General features: G+C 45.4%; 15 protein-coding genes. 7 read left to right on the forward strand and 8 right to left on the reverse strand.

Annotated elements, in window-relative coordinates; all coding sequences use genetic code 11:
- Positions 1-75: 75 nt before the first annotated feature.
- The 3 genes from MHH46_RS07570 to MHH46_RS07580 are packed head-to-tail and all read left to right on the forward strand — an operon-like array spanning position 76 to position 1,637.
- Complete coding sequence (locus MHH46_RS07570) at positions 76-411, forward strand: hypothetical protein (protein WP_076193452.1); 336 nt, start codon at positions 76-78, stop codon at positions 409-411.
- A gap of 57 nt (positions 412-468) precedes the next feature.
- Complete coding sequence (locus MHH46_RS07575; RefSeq protein ID WP_076193450.1) at positions 469-939, forward strand: VOC family protein; 471 nt, start codon at positions 469-471, stop codon at positions 937-939.
- The gene (locus tag MHH46_RS07580) at positions 939-1,637 is read left to right on the forward strand and encodes an SDR family oxidoreductase (RefSeq protein ID WP_076193447.1); all 699 of its coding nucleotides are present in this window, start codon (positions 939-941) and stop codon (positions 1,635-1,637) included. Before MHH46_RS07575 ends, MHH46_RS07580 begins: the two co-directional genes overlap by 1 nt.
- 85 nt (positions 1,638-1,722) lie before the next feature.
- Here the strand turns inward: MHH46_RS07580 and MHH46_RS07585 are convergent, their stop codons facing one another.
- The 4 genes from MHH46_RS07585 to MHH46_RS07600 form a co-directional block, all read right to left on the reverse strand.
- Entirely contained in the window at positions 1,723-2,730 is a 1,008-nt protein-coding gene (locus tag MHH46_RS07585) for an iron ABC transporter permease (protein WP_076125241.1), read from the reverse strand.
- Positions 2,727-3,734, reverse strand: coding sequence for an iron ABC transporter permease (locus MHH46_RS07590; protein WP_076193445.1), 1,008 nt, complete (start codon positions 3,732-3,734; stop codon positions 2,727-2,729). The genes MHH46_RS07585 and MHH46_RS07590 overlap by 4 nt, the downstream gene beginning before the upstream one ends.
- A 5-nt stretch (positions 3,735-3,739) precedes the next feature.
- Positions 3,740-4,687 carry an iron-hydroxamate ABC transporter substrate-binding protein gene (locus tag MHH46_RS07595; protein WP_076193443.1) on the reverse strand — a complete coding sequence of 316 codons (948 nt, stop codon included), beginning with the start codon at positions 4,685-4,687 and terminating at the stop codon, positions 3,740-3,742.
- A 170-nt stretch (positions 4,688-4,857) separates the two neighbouring features.
- On the reverse strand, positions 4,858-6,510 hold the full coding sequence (locus MHH46_RS07600; RefSeq protein WP_076193441.1) for a helix-turn-helix domain-containing protein: 1,653 nt from the start codon (positions 6,508-6,510) through the stop codon (positions 4,858-4,860).
- A gap of 223 nt (positions 6,511-6,733) precedes the next feature.
- On the opposite strand from MHH46_RS07600, the gene MHH46_RS07605 reads away from it, so the two are divergent.
- Positions 6,734-7,567, forward strand: coding sequence for a metallophosphoesterase (locus MHH46_RS07605; RefSeq protein WP_076125230.1), 834 nt, complete (start codon positions 6,734-6,736; stop codon positions 7,565-7,567).
- 179 nt (positions 7,568-7,746) lie between these two features.
- A complete protein-coding gene (locus tag MHH46_RS07610; protein WP_076193439.1) occupies positions 7,747-8,814 on the forward strand; it encodes a serine hydrolase in 1,068 nt (355 codons plus the stop codon).
- A gap of 52 nt (positions 8,815-8,866) precedes the next feature.
- Here the strand turns inward: MHH46_RS07610 and MHH46_RS07615 are convergent, their stop codons facing one another.
- Positions 8,867-10,144, reverse strand: a complete 1,278-nt coding sequence (locus MHH46_RS07615) for an AraC family transcriptional regulator (RefSeq protein WP_076193436.1) — start codon at positions 10,142-10,144, stop codon at positions 8,867-8,869.
- A 110-nt stretch (positions 10,145-10,254) separates the two neighbouring features.
- Here MHH46_RS07615 and MHH46_RS07620 point away from each other — a divergent pair, with 110 nt between their 5' ends.
- The gene (locus MHH46_RS07620) at positions 10,255-12,519 is read left to right on the forward strand and encodes a glycoside hydrolase family 3 C-terminal domain-containing protein (RefSeq protein ID WP_076193434.1); all 2,265 of its coding nucleotides are present in this window, start codon (positions 10,255-10,257) and stop codon (positions 12,517-12,519) included.
- Positions 12,520-12,625: 106 nt separating this feature from the next.
- On the opposite strand, the gene MHH46_RS07625 is transcribed toward MHH46_RS07620, so the two are convergent.
- Positions 12,626-13,834 carry an MFS transporter gene (locus MHH46_RS07625; RefSeq protein WP_076185319.1) on the reverse strand — a complete coding sequence of 403 codons (1,209 nt, stop codon included), beginning with the start codon at positions 13,832-13,834 and terminating at the stop codon, positions 12,626-12,628.
- Between the two features lie 119 nt (positions 13,835-13,953).
- Positions 13,954-15,129: a serine hydrolase gene (locus MHH46_RS07630; protein ID WP_254857088.1), complete on the reverse strand. Its 1,176-nt coding sequence runs from the start codon at positions 15,127-15,129 to the stop codon at positions 13,954-13,956.
- A gap of 172 nt (positions 15,130-15,301) precedes the next feature.
- On the opposite strand from MHH46_RS07630, the gene MHH46_RS07635 reads away from it, so the two are divergent.
- Complete coding sequence (locus tag MHH46_RS07635; RefSeq protein ID WP_076185318.1) at positions 15,302-15,760, forward strand: Lrp/AsnC family transcriptional regulator; 459 nt, start codon at positions 15,302-15,304, stop codon at positions 15,758-15,760.
- A 124-nt stretch (positions 15,761-15,884) separates the two neighbouring features.
- Here the strand turns inward: MHH46_RS07635 and MHH46_RS07640 are convergent, their stop codons facing one another.
- Positions 15,885-16,079 carry a helix-turn-helix domain-containing protein gene (locus tag MHH46_RS07640; protein WP_076193432.1) on the reverse strand — a complete coding sequence of 65 codons (195 nt, stop codon included), beginning with the start codon at positions 16,077-16,079 and terminating at the stop codon, positions 15,885-15,887.
- Positions 16,080-16,230 lie beyond the last annotated feature (151 nt).

The raw sequence follows: 16,230 nt of genomic DNA on the forward strand, positions 1-16,230 counted from the left end.
GGTGATTAACCGAAACAAAAAGTAATATTACTAACCGAGTATTCTTAACCAGTTGCGGCATCGGGAGAGGCAAAAATGCCTTTGATAGCGCCGAAAGTGTGCGATTTGGAGAAAAGAGAGGTAAAAATGCCCTTGATAGCGCCGAAAGTGTGCGGTTTGGAGGAAAGAGAGGCAAAAATGCCTTTGATAGCGCCGAAAGTGTGCGATTTGGAGAAAAGAGAGGCAAAAATGCCTTTGATAGCGCCGAAAGTGTGCGATTTGGAGGAAAGAGAGGCAAAAATGCCTTTGATAGCGCCGAAAGTGTGCGGTTTGGAGAAAAGAGAGGCAAAAATGCCTTTGATAGCGCCGAAGTCGGCTGAGCTTTCTCTGGATAATTTTCATTGGCCCGGAGCGATTTCTTTTCGGGCTTGACAGCCTTTTCAAAGAATCGGTATGGTGGACTTGTCAGACAAATGGGAGGTAGGGTACATGTCAGGATGGCTGGGGAATCATTTTGTTACGCAGATTGGAATTTTGGTGAATGATGTTGAAAAGGTAAGCACGGCTTATGCGGAGTTTTTTGGACTGGAAAAGCCGGAAATTATCGTTACAGATACAGAAGATCAGGCGCAGACTCGGTATAATGGCGAGGCGACGGTGGCGCGGGGGAAGTTGGCTTTTTTTGATATGGGCTCCCTGCAGCTTGAACTGATTGAGCCAGACCAGCAGCCCAGTACATGGCGTGATTATTTGAATGAACATGGTGAGGGACCTCATCATATTGCTTTTGTGGTTGAAGGAATGAAGGAGAAGATTATGCTGCTCGAAGGCAAAGGGTTCCCACTCCAGCAAAAGGGCGAGTATACCGGGGGGCGTTATGCTTATATGGACACGTTCAAGGAGTTAAAGGTGATTGTGGAGCTGCTGGAGAACGATAAAGATAAAGGAGAGGATGTATAGTGAATATTCTAATTACTGGTGCCGGACGTGGACTAGGTTATGAGCTGGCGGCTGAGGCATTGAAGCGGGGGCATGGAGTCATTGCCGGGGTTCGCCGTCCCGATCAGGAACAAACAGCACTATCTCAGCTCGCTGCGACCTACGGGGAGAAGCTGACTGTGGCCCAGCTGGACGTGACGGATGAAGAAGGAATCGCGGCACTTGCTGCAAATCTGCAAGGACAAGGCCGGACGCTTGGTGCCATTATCAATAATGCGGCCGTACTGACTGCAAGGGACACACAGATTGAAGAGCTGGATTTCCAAGATATGCTTACCACGATGGATATTAATCTTTATGGACCGATGCGAGTGGTTAAGCATTTCTTGCCGCTACTCACTGAACCCGAGCTTTCGATCATCAACATATCGTCGGAAGCAGGCAGCATTACTAATGCTTATTCCGGAGACTATCCTTATTCCATCTCCAAAACGGCACTTAATATGTTCTCACAGCAGCTGCATGTATATTTAAAAGAACGCGGGGTACAAGTACTCGGCGTACATCCCGGCTGGATGCATACGGATATGGGCGGGGCAGAGGCGCCAACGAATCCGACCCAAAGTGCTGAGGGCATCATGGACTTGATCGAGAAGCGGACTACACCGGAAGGTCAATTCATGTTTGTAGACTATACGGGTAAGGATATGAAGATTTAATAATGAGAGTTCTAACTAAAAGAGGTAACTCAATAGCCATTCATGGCTTCTGAGTTACCTCTTTTTGATTTTTCTATATGCTTATTTATTTCTTAATCAATAAATAAGCGAAATAAGGTACGCCGATCAACGCTACCATGATCCCAGCCGGGATGCCATCAGGGGAGACTAGATTGCGGCCAACGGTGTCCGCGATCAGAAGCAACCAGCCACCCAGCAATACTGCGACGGGAATAAACATCTGATTGCGCGGACCGACCAACGATTTCGCAATATGTGGTGCCATCAATCCGATAAAAGCGATTCCACCTGTTACGGATACCGCGGAGGCGGCAGCTGCGACGGCGACAAGAATCAGGACAATACGTTCGCGCTCCAGATTCAGACCGACACCAATGGCTGATACCTCACTCAGACTGAGCAGATTGAGTCGCAGCGATTTGTACAGGGTAAAGGGAACTAGCAGCAATAACCAAGGCAGTAAAGCCCAGATGAAGGGCCAATCTGTACCCCAAATATTCCCGGCAATCCATTTTGCGATAAAATCAACTTTGGCACGATCTGCGGATGAAATGATTACGATCATAACTCCCGACAGCGCTAGGGAAAATCCAACCCCGACCAAAACTAGCCGAATAGGATCAAGCCCTCTAGTCCGACTATATGAAAAAAGATAAATTAATGCTGCCGTAATTATAGCCCCTATAAAAGCAACCAGCGGCAACGCATAAATGAAGGTTCCAACGCTAACCGGGAAATAGAGAAAAAATACAGCGACAGCCACACCTGCCCCGGAGTTAATCCCAATAATACCGGGGTCTGCTAGATCGTTTCGGGTAACACTTTGCAGAATCGACCCAGATAAGGCCAAGGCCATTCCTGCCAGTAGCGTAATTAGAATACGTGGCAGTCTCACAGAAAATAATACAAAGTCCTCTTTAAAGGTTCCATGACCGAAGAGAACGGGAAGCAGCCTGTCAAAAGACAGGGAAGAGTAGCCGATTCCCATACTGGCAATAGCCGTAAGCAGGATCAGTCCGGTGCATACCCACAGGATAAGACGTTGTTTTCGTACTGGAGCAGAGGAAATCATGAGAGTGTTTGACCTCCTTTACGAACAACGAACAAAAAGAAAGGCAGTCCTAGCATAGCCACGACAGCAACTATCGGCGTTTCATAAGGGGCATGGATTGTACGTCCAATGGTATCTGCAAGTAGCATGAAGGATGCCCCAGTGAATACTGAAATCGGCAGAATATAGCGGTAGTCGGTGCCGACTATTTTGCGGACAATATGCGGAATCATTAGCCCTACAAAAGCCATGTCCCCAATTAGAGCGACCGATGCGCCAGTCAGCAGAATAATGAACGTGAACAGAATCCCTTTAACCAAAACAAGGTTTTGTCCTAATCCGATCGCTACCTCGTCACTCAAGCTAAGAATAGTCAGCTGGTTAGAAAATATTAATGCCACCACGATCCCGATGAGGATCACAGGTGCAATGGCCTGAAGCTGGCCCCAAGTTGTGCCGATAAGCCCACCGGCAGTCCACATGGATACATCTTTGGATATCTTGAAGGCAATGCTGACACCACTTGCGATAGCATATAGGAATGCAGATACCGCAGCACCAGCGAGTACGATACGGATCGGAGACAAGCCACCTTGGCGCACGGAGCCGAGAATAAGAACCAGAACGGCTCCCAGAGCAGCGCCGAAGAAGCAAGCAATCATGGTGCCAAAATAGTTCAGCCCCGGCATAAATACGAAGGTAAGCGCCAGTGCCATATTAGCTCCTGAAGTTAACCCCAGCAGGCCGGGATCGGCTAACGGATTGCGCGTAACGCCTTGCATAATAGCACCGGATACGGCAAAGGCGGCGCCGATCAGCATGGCGGCCAGTTCACGCGGCAGCCTGATCTCACGGAGAATGAGGACATTGTCTGCCGTTGAACTTGAAGTGATGGCAAGCCACAGATCATGGAGGGTGGTTTCTTTAGCCCCGAATAACATCGCGATCACGAGGCAAATAACCATTACCAGCACGCTACCAAGCAGCTTATAAAAGAATGGAATGGAAGTTTGCTTCGTAGTCATCTTTATTATTTTCCTAGAAAGCTTTTTTCAAAGAATTCCAGTTGATATTCTAAGCTAAGCGGATCGTTAAAATAGAATGCTTTGGCATCAGCTTCGTAAACATGATTATTTTTGACAGTAGGGATGCTCTTGTAGATTTCTGTATCCTGGAAGGAATTATCTTCATCCGCATTTTTACTGAAAATAACGTAATCGCCTAGATAATCCTTCAGCACTTCTGTTGAGAGGGCCACGTAACCATCTGTTTTGGTGCCTTCCTTTACTGTCTCCGGCATACCGAGCTTGAAGTCCCCATAGAGGAGTTCAGTTCCGCGGCCAAAGTTATACCCGTATACATACAATTGCTTATTGAAGGTTTCAATGACAGAGACAGTTGCATCCTCGCCGATCTTCGCTCTGATTTCCTCACCCGCTTTTTTGGTGCGGGCACTAAAGTCATCTACCCAAGCTTGGGCTTCTTTTTCTTTGTTCACCAATTTGCCGACTTCCATCTGTTGGGTTAAGTAATCAACTTTATTATAAGTATAAGTAACCGTTGGTGCGATTTGCTTGAATTTATCGATGTTCTTAATATCGGAGAGACCGATAATCAGATCAGGCTGCAGCTCAATAATCTTCTCCAGACTTTCATCACTTACAGCTTCTACATCTTTCAATTGCTCTTCAAAGCGCGGATTGGTTTTGGACATTTCATCTACGCCTACAACAGGTACACCTAGTGCCATAACATTACCTGTTAAAAATCGAGTGAGGACAACGACACGCTGAGGATGTGTCGGAACTTCAACAGGTCCATTTTCCGATTCATAAGTAAAAGTCGCACTTTCTGACTCCGCAGCAGGAGCCGAGGATGGGCTGTTTGTAGGACTAACCTCATTCTTCGCCTGATTTCCCCCACAAGCACTAAGGGTAAGCCCTAAAATAAGTACAAACGGAATAAATATCTTTCTCATTTAAATAATTCTCCCCTTTTAATGACTATGTTTCCGTGAATAATTCCATTATTTAATGAATCCCAGGCTGCGCCATAGATTGATTATGAGAATCATTCGCATTTGTAATCATTATAGGGATCACTTATGTGCCTAACCATGCCTTTTTGTTGGAAAAAAGACTTGGACTATTATTGGCCTTCGAATAATGCAACCGCACGTCCAAGCTGCAAACGAATGGAAACTGGATTATAAGGCACCCATTCATCCAGATTAAGCAGATGGATCTTCTTGTTCTGCACAGCAGAAAGCTGGTTCCAATAAGAGGAGTGGAAGATTTCTTCACTGTGTGCAGTGGAGCCTTTTGCGTCTGGAAATACAGTGACTAACAATCTGTCACCGGCATAAGCCTCCAGCTCAGAGACGTCAATCATAAGGGAATGAAACTGGTCGCCGAGTTTATTTATTTGATCCTCAATCAAGGCAGGAGCCTTGAGACCTAGCGATTGGTAGATCACATACCCAACATTTCTTGCCCCGTATACGAGTAGTCCATCTGGTTTAATGACCAGAAGGGTTACAATCTCGTTAGCCACCGTGCTTTGCTGCACCACGGCCCGAGCTTCCAGCTCCTCTTGTTCAAAATCGTCCAGCCACTGCTCAGCACGTTCGCTACGATGAATGGCACGGCCGATCAAGCGCAAGTGGTCTTTCCATCCTAGTTCCTGCCAAGAGATTTCAACAATAGGAGCGACCGCCCGCAGCTGCTCAGCGTTCAAGCCGAATTCTTCCAGATGTTGTGTGGCTGCAATAAGCAATTCAATGTTTGCTTCCAGTAATAACGCTTTTATCTGCTCAGCCGAGCTGTTCGTATGGATGAATTTCATAGACTGTGGTGGTTCCTGGTCAGAAAGATTTAAATACTCGCTGCTCTCTGAAATGGTAACTGCAGGTTCCAGGCCAAGCAGCAGCAAATGACTGGCATAGGGAGTGAGCATCACCGCTACACGTTGGAAAGGGATAAGATTGTAGCCTGAAGGAGATGCGCCGGTCTGCTGCTTAAAGCGCCGACTAAGATAAAACTCATCCTTGTAGCCCACCTTTAAAGCAATTTCTCTTAGTGTGCTTGAACTATTAAGCAGTAGTTCCTTCGCTCTGTGAACTCTCAACCTGGACAGATATTCATTAGGGGTAAAGCCCGTGAATTGTTTGAATAGCGTTGAATAATGTGAACCGCTCACACCCGCAATTGCAGCTAATTGTTCACGTGATATTTTTTCGCTGAAGTGATTCTCTAAGTATGTGATACTGCGTTCCATTGAGGGCTGCTCACTCACTTCAAATCTTGTTTCCTGCTGCTCCAGCAATTGAAGAAGGATCTGATGGAACAGGATCTGGTTCTGCACATGACGTATTTCACGATCTGGCAACCGGTGAAGATATAATTCTTTCATATTAGATACAATGGCTGGTTCATTAGGAAACAACAGCATATTTGAATTGGATGTCAGTTGGCTTGTCCGCGTCATAGCACCGGAGGGCAGAGCTCGAGTCTGTTCTTGAATCCGGATTGAAAGCTTATAAGCATGAAGCGGCTGCTGGCGATTTGTAATTAGAGAGGCGTAAGTATTCTCGGGGAGAAGGACGACAATGCCTTCCATTAGCTCATAAGTCTGATGATTGACCTCAAGCATACCCTTGCCAGCAGCAATAGCTAGTAGGACGGTTGAATGCTCATGAATCTGAAGTCTTGGCAGATTTGAGGTTCCATACATCGACTGAATACTATCAGCGGTATATAAAGGGAAATGGGACTCCGCCCATTCTGGGACTACGTTATTCAAATCTTAAGCCTCCGTTACCTATAATTCTATGAATGGTATTATATTCTTCACTTCTATGGGACTAATTATAACATCTCTCGTTTGGGACAAGCCGCATAAATGACCACAAAGTAGAAGAGAAACTAATCTCCTAGATGAATCCATTGGTCCAAGAGTCCCTAAGGTCAAGCGAATATAAATACTACTATGATCCTTCATCCATTTTAAAAGAGGTGAATCTAAGATGAAAAGACAGGTGAAACCTAGTAGGAAAAGAAGACCTGCCTCCAGACTGCAGCCTAAACGTAGTTTAATTCTTAAAGCAAAAGCGCAAATCATTAACTTTGCGGTTATTGGTGATAGTCATGTGGGGTATGGAAACAGCTCAAGCATTTTTAGTAATCTTTTGCCTAAAGCTGTGAATAACGGGAATAAGAGATTTGTTATTTTTGGAGGAGATAATACGCAAGCGGGAGCTAATCATGGAAATAATGCGAATGCTTACTACAAGGACTTCAAGGATACGGTAACAAGCACGCTTGGGAGTATTCCTTATAAAGCATCTATAGGAAATTGGGAGGCAAGCACACAGTCCTTATTCACACAATATTTAGGTGCTGTTGAAGGTCAAATGAATTTTCCGGGTACGCAGGGGAAGGTCAAGTATGTATGGCTTAATTGTGCGCTTGGACGGTTTACTCCGGGTAGTATAAATTTGTTGAGAAATTTAGATGATAGTTTTTATTATATTATAGATTTTCATTGGCCTCTCAAAGTAAGTGGGATTACGGTGGATCCAACCCATGTATTAAGCGCATCGGAGACGAATAAGTTTTTTTCATCCATTCCTACAAAAGTGAGAGATAAGGTGTTAGCTATTTTTACGCATCATGGTCATCTGTTTTACCGAAAGCTTAGTAATATATATCCCGGTTACAACAAAACTAAATTTTTCGTATGTGGATGTTCTGGGGAATATAAATGCAAAACAAATGGTGATCGGGGTTATTACAATGCCACATTATCCATCAACGGGACAACATTTAATGTAGATGCTTTTAAGGTAGCGGTAATTTAGTGAAAACTAAGCTGAAGCTGATTTTCGGGAGAAACCGGGGTCAGCTTTAGTTTTTTAGCAAATAGTTAATAGAAACTCAACAATTCAGTCACAGGATAATAGTAAGCTAGCAGGATTATTTAATATATTTGTATAATAGTTTATATATGTATTAAATGAATCATATTGGAGGGCTACCGATGAGAGGGTTAGTATTTAATTCTTTAGAACAGGCGGGTGTCTCGGCTTTTGGTGTGGAGCGTATTCGTACAGCCGCCGCACAAATGGTTGAAGACAATATCACACCTGCGCAAGTTATTGTTGCTGCGAGAAAGGGGACGCTGCTGGTCCATCAAGCGAATGGAAAATTCGGACCTGAAGCAGACGCAGCAGATTTAACAGCGGATGCTATATTTCCACTCTGTTCCATCACAAAACTATTTACTGCAACCGCTATTATGATGTTAGTGGAACAAGGGAAAGTGGGCCTAAATAGGCCGGTTTCTGATTACATCCCCGAATTTACAGGGGAGAACAAAACAAAAGTATGCGTACATCATTTGTTGACACATACCTCTGGAATTGAGGTTAATGGCGGTTATGATGCACCACTAAGCCACGAGCCAGGTACTGTGATGTCTTACTGTGGATATGGTTATGAGCTGTTGGGTGAAATTATACGGCGAGTTAGTGGACAAGCTTATGATGTATTCGTAAAGGAAACCATTTTTAAACCACTTGGAATGGAAAATACATATTATCGTGTGCCAATGGAAGTGCGGAACAGAGTAGTTAGACGTGCCCCTGAGGCAGCATGCGCGGAATGGGTAGACAGCGAATACAATTTGAATTCTGTATCTGCGGGGGGCGGCGCTTACTCAACGGCTATGGATTTGGCTGTTTTTGGCCAGATGTTCCTTAACGGCGGAATTTATAACGGAGTACGATTGCTTAGTCCGGTAACAGTAAAAGAAATGACCCGCAATCAAATTCCGGGCGTATCCTCACAATATAGAGACGAAGTTTTCCCTGAAGCATACTGGGGGTACGGATGGGCGATTAATGGCACGAAGCGTGACGGTGGAGATCTGCTCTCTGCAGATGCCTATTCACACTGGGGAGCGGCAGGTCCTTTCCTCTGCGTGGATCCGATTTATCAGACAGTGACGGTTCATTTATCCGTAGAGCTGGATCACCAGAAGCCATTTAAAAATATGTATGTTGATTACTTCAACAATACTGTTCTTGCAGCAATCACAGAGCTGTGATGTCAGCTACTATTTTCATATCCATTTAGAATTTTTGTTGTGTCTACTTTTCTTAAAGTGTGTTTTCCCTATTTGTTCTAAATTGTTTAGGGGTGATTCCAGTATATTTCTTAAACACTTTGGTAAAGTAGCTCTGATCATTAAAATGTAGGCGTGAGGCGATGTCCGATAAGCTTAACTCTGGTACTTCTATTAGTCGTTTTGCCTCTTCAATCCGCTCCAATTGAATAAAATCGCTGATGGTGAAGCCGGTTTCCTTCTTAAATAATAGGGAGAGATAACTTCTATTTAATCCTGCAACCTCAGCCAGTCTATCTAAGGAAAGTTCCTCATATAGGTGATTGAAAATATAGTTCTGACAGAGAGCCACGGTGCGCGACAGTTTCGCCATCCGGCTCTCTTTGACATGGTCTGCGAAATCGCAAAGGGCATTAAGAACGGCATGATCTACAGCGGGAATATCTTTTAGTTCTTCGATATGCTGGATATGAAAGTCGCTTAGGGTATAAGAAATTTCCCAGTACAGCCCTCCATCTATAGCTGCACGTGTAGCGAGTGTAATACAAGAGATTGCCAGATTCTTTTTGTTACGTAATTGGCTCCTTTTAGAGAGAAGCCCGTAACTCTCTTCGGAGAACGAAGCTTGAACGCGTAGCAGCTCAGTTTTATTGCCTTTTTTGACATAGTGAAAGAGATTTTTTTCTAGCATGGGCTCGTGGTGCAGCCACGTATTCTCACGGCGATAAGAAATATCCAAATCCAAACTGCCTGAGGGCAGTTGTTTATAGGCAAGAATGCGGGAGTCCAGCAGTAGTTCGCTAAGGGTCAAGGTTTTTCCAGTAACGAGCGAGTATAGCAGCATAGCGGTATGGTATAGTCTCATTTTATTTAACACGGTCAGGCTGCAGTAATAGTTAAGCCATTGCTCCTGAAACTTAAGCGGAACTTCATGATCACGCATCAGACTTACCACACTATCCTCCGTAGGTTGAGCATACAATGAAGGGCCAATCACAATGCTTCCCTCGTTACTGTTGTCTGAGGGTAAATGGAGAATGATGTAATTCTCTAGAAAATTTGTGGTACGAACGATGGGTATGGTAGAAGTCCGTCCATTGCCATTAGAGTTGTTCTCACGATTAAAAGATTTAGTAATTTCAGAAAGTGGCTCATTAAGGTTATGAACCCAAGGGGCGCACTCGATTGAGGAAGGCATAGCAAATTCAATTTCCCGATTGGCGTCGAGCAGGAACACGGGAATTTGCTGTGACTCATACATCACTTTACAGATATATTGGACTCTTTCCTTATCCTCCAAATGATCTAACATGTTATGACCTCCTCGCCTAACAAGAATACCAAAAACACGATAATAATGCCATAAATCAAGCATGAAGTATATTAAAATGGGGATAGTATACATTCAGAGGAGGCATTTTTATGAAAACCAAAATTCATGAACTCATATCACAATTGACCCTTGAGGAGAAAGCGGGACTCTGTTCAGGGCTTGATTTCTGGCATACCAAGGGGATTGAACGACTCGGAATCCCTTCTTTGATGGTAACGGACGGACCCCATGGTTTACGCAAGCAAAAAGAGAGTGCCGATCACCTCGGGCTTCATAACAGTGTTCCCGCAACTTGTTTTCCTTCAGCAGCAGGGTTGGCTTCTTCGTGGGATCGGGCACTAATTGAGCGAGTGGGGAAGGCGCTTGGTAAGGAGTGCCAGGCAGAAAACGTTGCTGTTCTGTTGGGACCGGGAACGAATATTAAACGCTCTCCACTGAACGGTCGTAACTTTGAATATTTCTCGGAAGACCCGTATCTTTCTGCGGAGATGGGGGGGAACCATATCAAAGGTGTGCAAAGCGAAGGAGTCGGCACCTCGCTTAAGCATTTTGCCGCCAATAATCAGGAACACCGGAGAATGTCGGTAGATGCCGTTATTGATGAACGGACGCTGCGGGAGATTTATTTGGCTAGCTTTGAAGGTGCAGTTAAGAACAGTCAACCTTGGAGCGTAATGTGTTCTTACAACCGGGTTAACGGTGAATACGCTTCTGAGAGTGAAACGCTTCTAACGCGGATTCTTAGAGATGAATGGGGTTTCGAAGGATTTGTAGTCTCGGATTGGGGTGCGGTCAATGAGCGAGTGAAGGCGCTGCAAGCAGGGCTGGAGCTGGAAATGCCGTCAACGGGAGGACTTGGCGATGCCAAGATTGTCGCAGCGGTGCAAAGTGGGGAACTAGCTGAAGAAACGTTAGACCTTGCGGTGGAGCGGCTGCTTACTTTTATTTTTAAGGCGGTAGACAATCGTAAAGATAATACTTCATTTAATGCTGAAGAGCATCACCAACTGGCACGGAAAGTGGCGAGGGAAAGCATGGTGCTTCTTAGAAATGAGGAGGAAGTTCTACCCTTATCTAAACAAGGTACTATTGCGATCATTGGGGAATTTGCTAAAAATCCGCGTTATCAAGGTGGGGGAAGCTCGCATGTGAATCCAACACAATTGGATGATGCTTTTGAAGAGATGAGAGGTCTTGCGGGGTCTGCTGAGCTGCTATATGCCCAAGGATATGAACTGGAGCATGATGAGATTAATGAGGTTTTGCTGCAAGAGGCAAGAGAAACAGCGGCAAAAGGTGATGTAGCGGTGTTGTTCCTTGGACTGCCGGATAATTATGAGTCAGAGGGTTATGATCGCAGCCACTTGTCTCTTCCAGAGAGCCATAAAGCGCTGATCGATGTGGTAGCTGAGGTCCAGAGTAATATCGTTGTTGTACTCAGTAATGGCTCACCTGTAGAGATGCCTTGGATTGATAAAACAAAAGGAGTCCTTGAGGGTTATCTAGGTGGGCAGGCGTTTGGGGGTGCCGTAGCAGATTTATTGTTTGGAGAGGTCAGCCCAAGCGGTAAACTGGCAGAGACATTCCCCATGAAGCTGAGCGACAATCCATCCTTTCTTAATTTCCCGGGGGAAGGGGATAAGGTAGAGTATAAGGAAGGTTTGTTCGTAGGTTATCGTTATTATGATAAAAAAGAGATAAAACCGCTGTTTCCTTTCGGCTTTGGTCTCAGCTACACAGAGTTTCAATACAGTCATTTAACAATTTCCAAGAGCAGCATAAAGGACACCGAGACTGTTCAGGTTAAGGCTACCGTTAAAAATACGGGCACTCGCGCAGGAAAAGAAATCGTTCAGCTCTATGTTAGTGATGTGGAGAGCAGCGTGATCCGTCCACTGAAGGAACTAAAAGGCTTCCAGAAGCTAGAGCTTCAGCCTGAAGAAGAGCAGGAGGTAACCTTTGAGTTAGATAAACGCTCCTTTGCTTATTACAACGTTAACATTGGTGATTGGCATGTGGAAAGTGGAGATTTTGAAATTGCTATTGGCTCATCATCGCGGGATATTCGTCTGACAACTTGTATCGGAGTAGAATCGACCAATCCGCTTACGATGCGTTATCATCGGAATAGTACTATTGGTGATTTGCTGGATAATCCACGGACAGCGGAAAAAGTGAAGAAATTCAGCAGTGTTTTTGGTTTAGAGGGTGCGATGGATGATAACCCGGAAATGTACATGGCGATGATGAAATATATGCCGCTGCGGGCAATGATCGGTTTCGGCCAAGGGAAATACACGGAAGAAGATTTAGCCAAGGATCTGCAAGAATTTAATACATTGGCTACTAAGTAGAAGTAAGCCAGTGGCACATATTAGTCCTATCTAATATGTGCCACTGGTCTTATTTGTGTAAATTTCTTGTCTGGATACCGTTACCCATAAACTCGATAGGTGTGCCTCAACGTTTCCTTGAAGGAAATCCGTAATCTTTAGCGCGCCACGCTACTAGCAGCGCAAGAATCAATAGTATAAACATTACCCACGGGAAGGAGCGGACACCAAGTGTTTCAATAAGAATTCCGCCTATCACTCCGCCACCGCCAATAGCTAGGTTCCATGCCGTCACCAGCATCGATTGGGCCACATCTGCACTTTCGCCAGCGGTTTCGGCAACGGCTGTCTGTAGCAAAGTAGCTGCTCCTCCGAACGTCAACCCCCATACACCAACCACTAAATAGATCACTATGGGCTGGCTGCTACTAATGCCTAGTACAATGGATGACAAGGCAAAAGCAGCTAGGCTGATCAGAACCAATGGACGTAGTTTGCGGTCGATCAAAATACCGATGACCCAGATGCCAACAAGCGCTGTAATGCCGAAAACAAGCAATACCAAGTCAACCCGCTGGGTTAGCCCGGCCTGAGTAAGATAGGGGGCAATATAGGTATACAAGATGTTGTGTGCTAGTACCCATACCAGAACGACAAACAATACCGGCCGTACCCCCGGAATAACAAAAACCTTGTAGAGAGGGAGCCGTTTATCAGGGGCTTCTCCTGGATAGTCCGGTAGCTTCCAAAATACCCAAGCGATCAGCATGAGAGCTAATAGCGACATGAACCCGAAGATAGAGCGCCAGCCTACAAGGGTGCCAAGAAGGGTTCCAGCAGGGACACCGAGTGCCAGAGCGAGAGGTGTGCCAACCATCGCTACCGCCATTGCTCGTCCCTTGAGTGACTCCGGCACCATGCGCCGGGCGTAACCTGCTATCATGCCCCATAAGACTCCAGCGGATACGCCGGCGAAGAACCGAGCTGTTAGCGTAAGTATATAATTGGAAGAAAAAGTGGTGACGGTGTTGAATATGAGAAAACCTAGGATGCACATTAGTAGCAGTGGTCGCCGCCGCCATCCACGCGTCACGGTAGTTAAGGGAATCGCGGCCAACAGGGAACCAAGAGCATACAAAGTGACAAGTTGACCGGCAAGGGCCTCGGAGACACCAAGCCCCTCACCTATTTGGAGCAACAAGCCTGCCGGAATCGTTTCGGTAAGAATACAGATAAACCCCGTCATAGCTAAGGCGAGTAATCCAGCCCATGGCAGACGTTCAGAAGAGGGAGTGCTGGGGGCACTTTGTGTGGCAGAAGATGTGTTTTGGCTCATAGAGAGGCCCCTCTCTTATATAATTTTAGCAAACTCAATGATATAGACGACGAATAGGGTCTACTGGACAGAGAGCCTAGGCTGGTTCATTCCGGACCCAGGCTTCTTGTGTTCATGCTCTATTTATTACGTCTATCATAAATGGCATCACAAAGGTCTACAGTAAACTGACCGGACATGCCTTCCAATGCGGTATTAGTGAAAGCGACGACACTTAGGCGTTGCTTGGGATCTACGAACCACGAATGACCATAAGTACCCCCCATGCGCCAAGTACCCGGAGATTCTGGAGTGTCTGCGGCGACAGGATCCTTTAGTACCGTGATGCCTAGGCCAAAGCCTCGTCCTGGCCAGAAGGCCATTGGCAGATCACCGATCTGGTTGGTCGTCATATCGTGAACCAGTGACTCCGGTAGCAGCGGCGCTCCGCCCTTACGTAATGTTTCCAGCAGTTGCAAAAAATCTCCGGCGCTGCCGACCATGCCAGCTCCTCCAGAAGGATAGGCAGTAGTGTCAAGTGCTCGGCTAGGGGCAAGCAGGAACCCAGCCGTTCCCTCCACAAAGGCAATACTGTCAGGATCAAGTAAGGGCCGTGGCTCTGGAGTATCATTGGCATAGGAAGTGGCCAGCCGTTCTCGATCGACTGCAATAAAACCCGTGTCGCTCATGCCAAGCGGCTTGGTCACGAGTGAATGTACAGCCTCACTGAGCGGTGTTTCTGTGACCTTTGCAATTACTGCTCCCAGCACATCTGTCGCGATGGAATATTTCCACTCGGTACCTGGCGTATAAAGGAGGGGGACAGAGGCAAGACGGCGCAGGTTCTCTTCCAATGTGATGCCGGACTGATCCATACCATCTGATACCCCTGCTGACTGATAGGAACCCTTCTCTTCTTGGAAAAATCGGTAAGACAGGCCCGCGGTGTGCGTCATCAAATGACGAATCGTCAAGGAAGCGAACTCGCCATTCTGCAAACGCGGCTGAAACTCTGGAAGCCAACGATCAACGCGGTCGTCCAGTTGTAGACGACCTTGCGCAACTAATACTAGGGCTGCCGTTGAAACGATAGGTTTAGTAACTGAAGCGAGCCGGAATAAGGCATCTTCTCGCATAAGTCGGCCTAGCTCGCGGTCGGCAAAACCGGCAGCACGGCTATAAACCAGTTCCCCATCTATCGCCACTTTAATGACAGCACCGACCAAGCGCTTGTCAGCGAGGGTTCGATCAATTACTCTATCGATGCGACCTGATAAACATTCTGTAATTATTTTATTTGAATCCAATATACTCAACGGTCTTCATCCCTTCGGAATAGTTAAAGTCAAGAACACTTTACTATTGTAGGGTTATTATATATAACAAGTTATCTTGATTACATAAGGCAACTAAGCTAAATTAGCTTTATAACGGTTAATTACAATCTAGTTAATATAGAAAACCTTAAATTTAAAGGAGGCGATTTTGATGGACCATGTTGATAAGCAAATTCTTTTCCATCTTCAAAATCAAGCAAGAATTTCTATGACAGAGCTGGGCAAATGTGTCGGTTTATCGCAACCTGCGGTTACGGAGAGAGTTAGGCGTATGGAGGAAAAAGGCATCATCAGCGAATATCGCACCATAATTTCTCCTGAAAAGATTGGGAAACAAGCAGCTGCCTACATGTTATTTCATTCTAGGGATTGTAATGCATTCCTTGATTTCTGCCGCTCAAGTCCTGATGTCGTCGAATGTTACCGTATAAGTGGGGAACACAACTACTTATTGAAGGTAGTAACCGACTCTACACGAGCCCTCGAGGAGTTCGGAAATCAATGTGACAAATACGGTACTTACACGATTCTGATCGTGATGTCATCACCAATCGATCATAAATTTCTTATACCCTCGCTTGAAGAAGCAAGCCTAAACTTGCTGAGTTAGATTTTAAACATAATCCGTTAGCCTGTCGTAACAAAAAAAAGACTCTTCTATATAAATAGAGGAGTCTTTTTGGTTTAGATATTTTAATAAAAATGATTGCAGCTGCTCCTTTTTCGTAGATACATCATGGACTTTCTATCTTATAAGTCTGGCGGTATTTTAGTGGAGAAAGCCCGGTGATTTCCTTAAATACCCGACCAAAGTGAGTCATATTATCAAATCCAACATTTTCAGCTATCTTGGCTACTTTAAAGGCAGTATTGATTAACAAGGCACGAGCTTCCTGGTGGCGATAAATATAAATAAGCAGCTCAAACATAAGTGTTTTTAAATATAATTCATAGCCGGGAGGTTGCTTCGTAAATTCAGAGACCCTTTTATTGAATAATTTCTCGATAAAGTTTTGTTCAGAACCATGAACCTGAACGGGTGGGAGATCAGTTCGAAGAAGTCCGGAAAAACCTGCAGGC

The organism is Paenibacillus sp. FSL H8-0175 (genome assembly GCF_045040615.1).
GTDB classification, from domain to species: domain Bacteria; phylum Bacillota; class Bacilli; order Paenibacillales; family Paenibacillaceae; genus Paenibacillus_AQ; species Paenibacillus_AQ odorifer.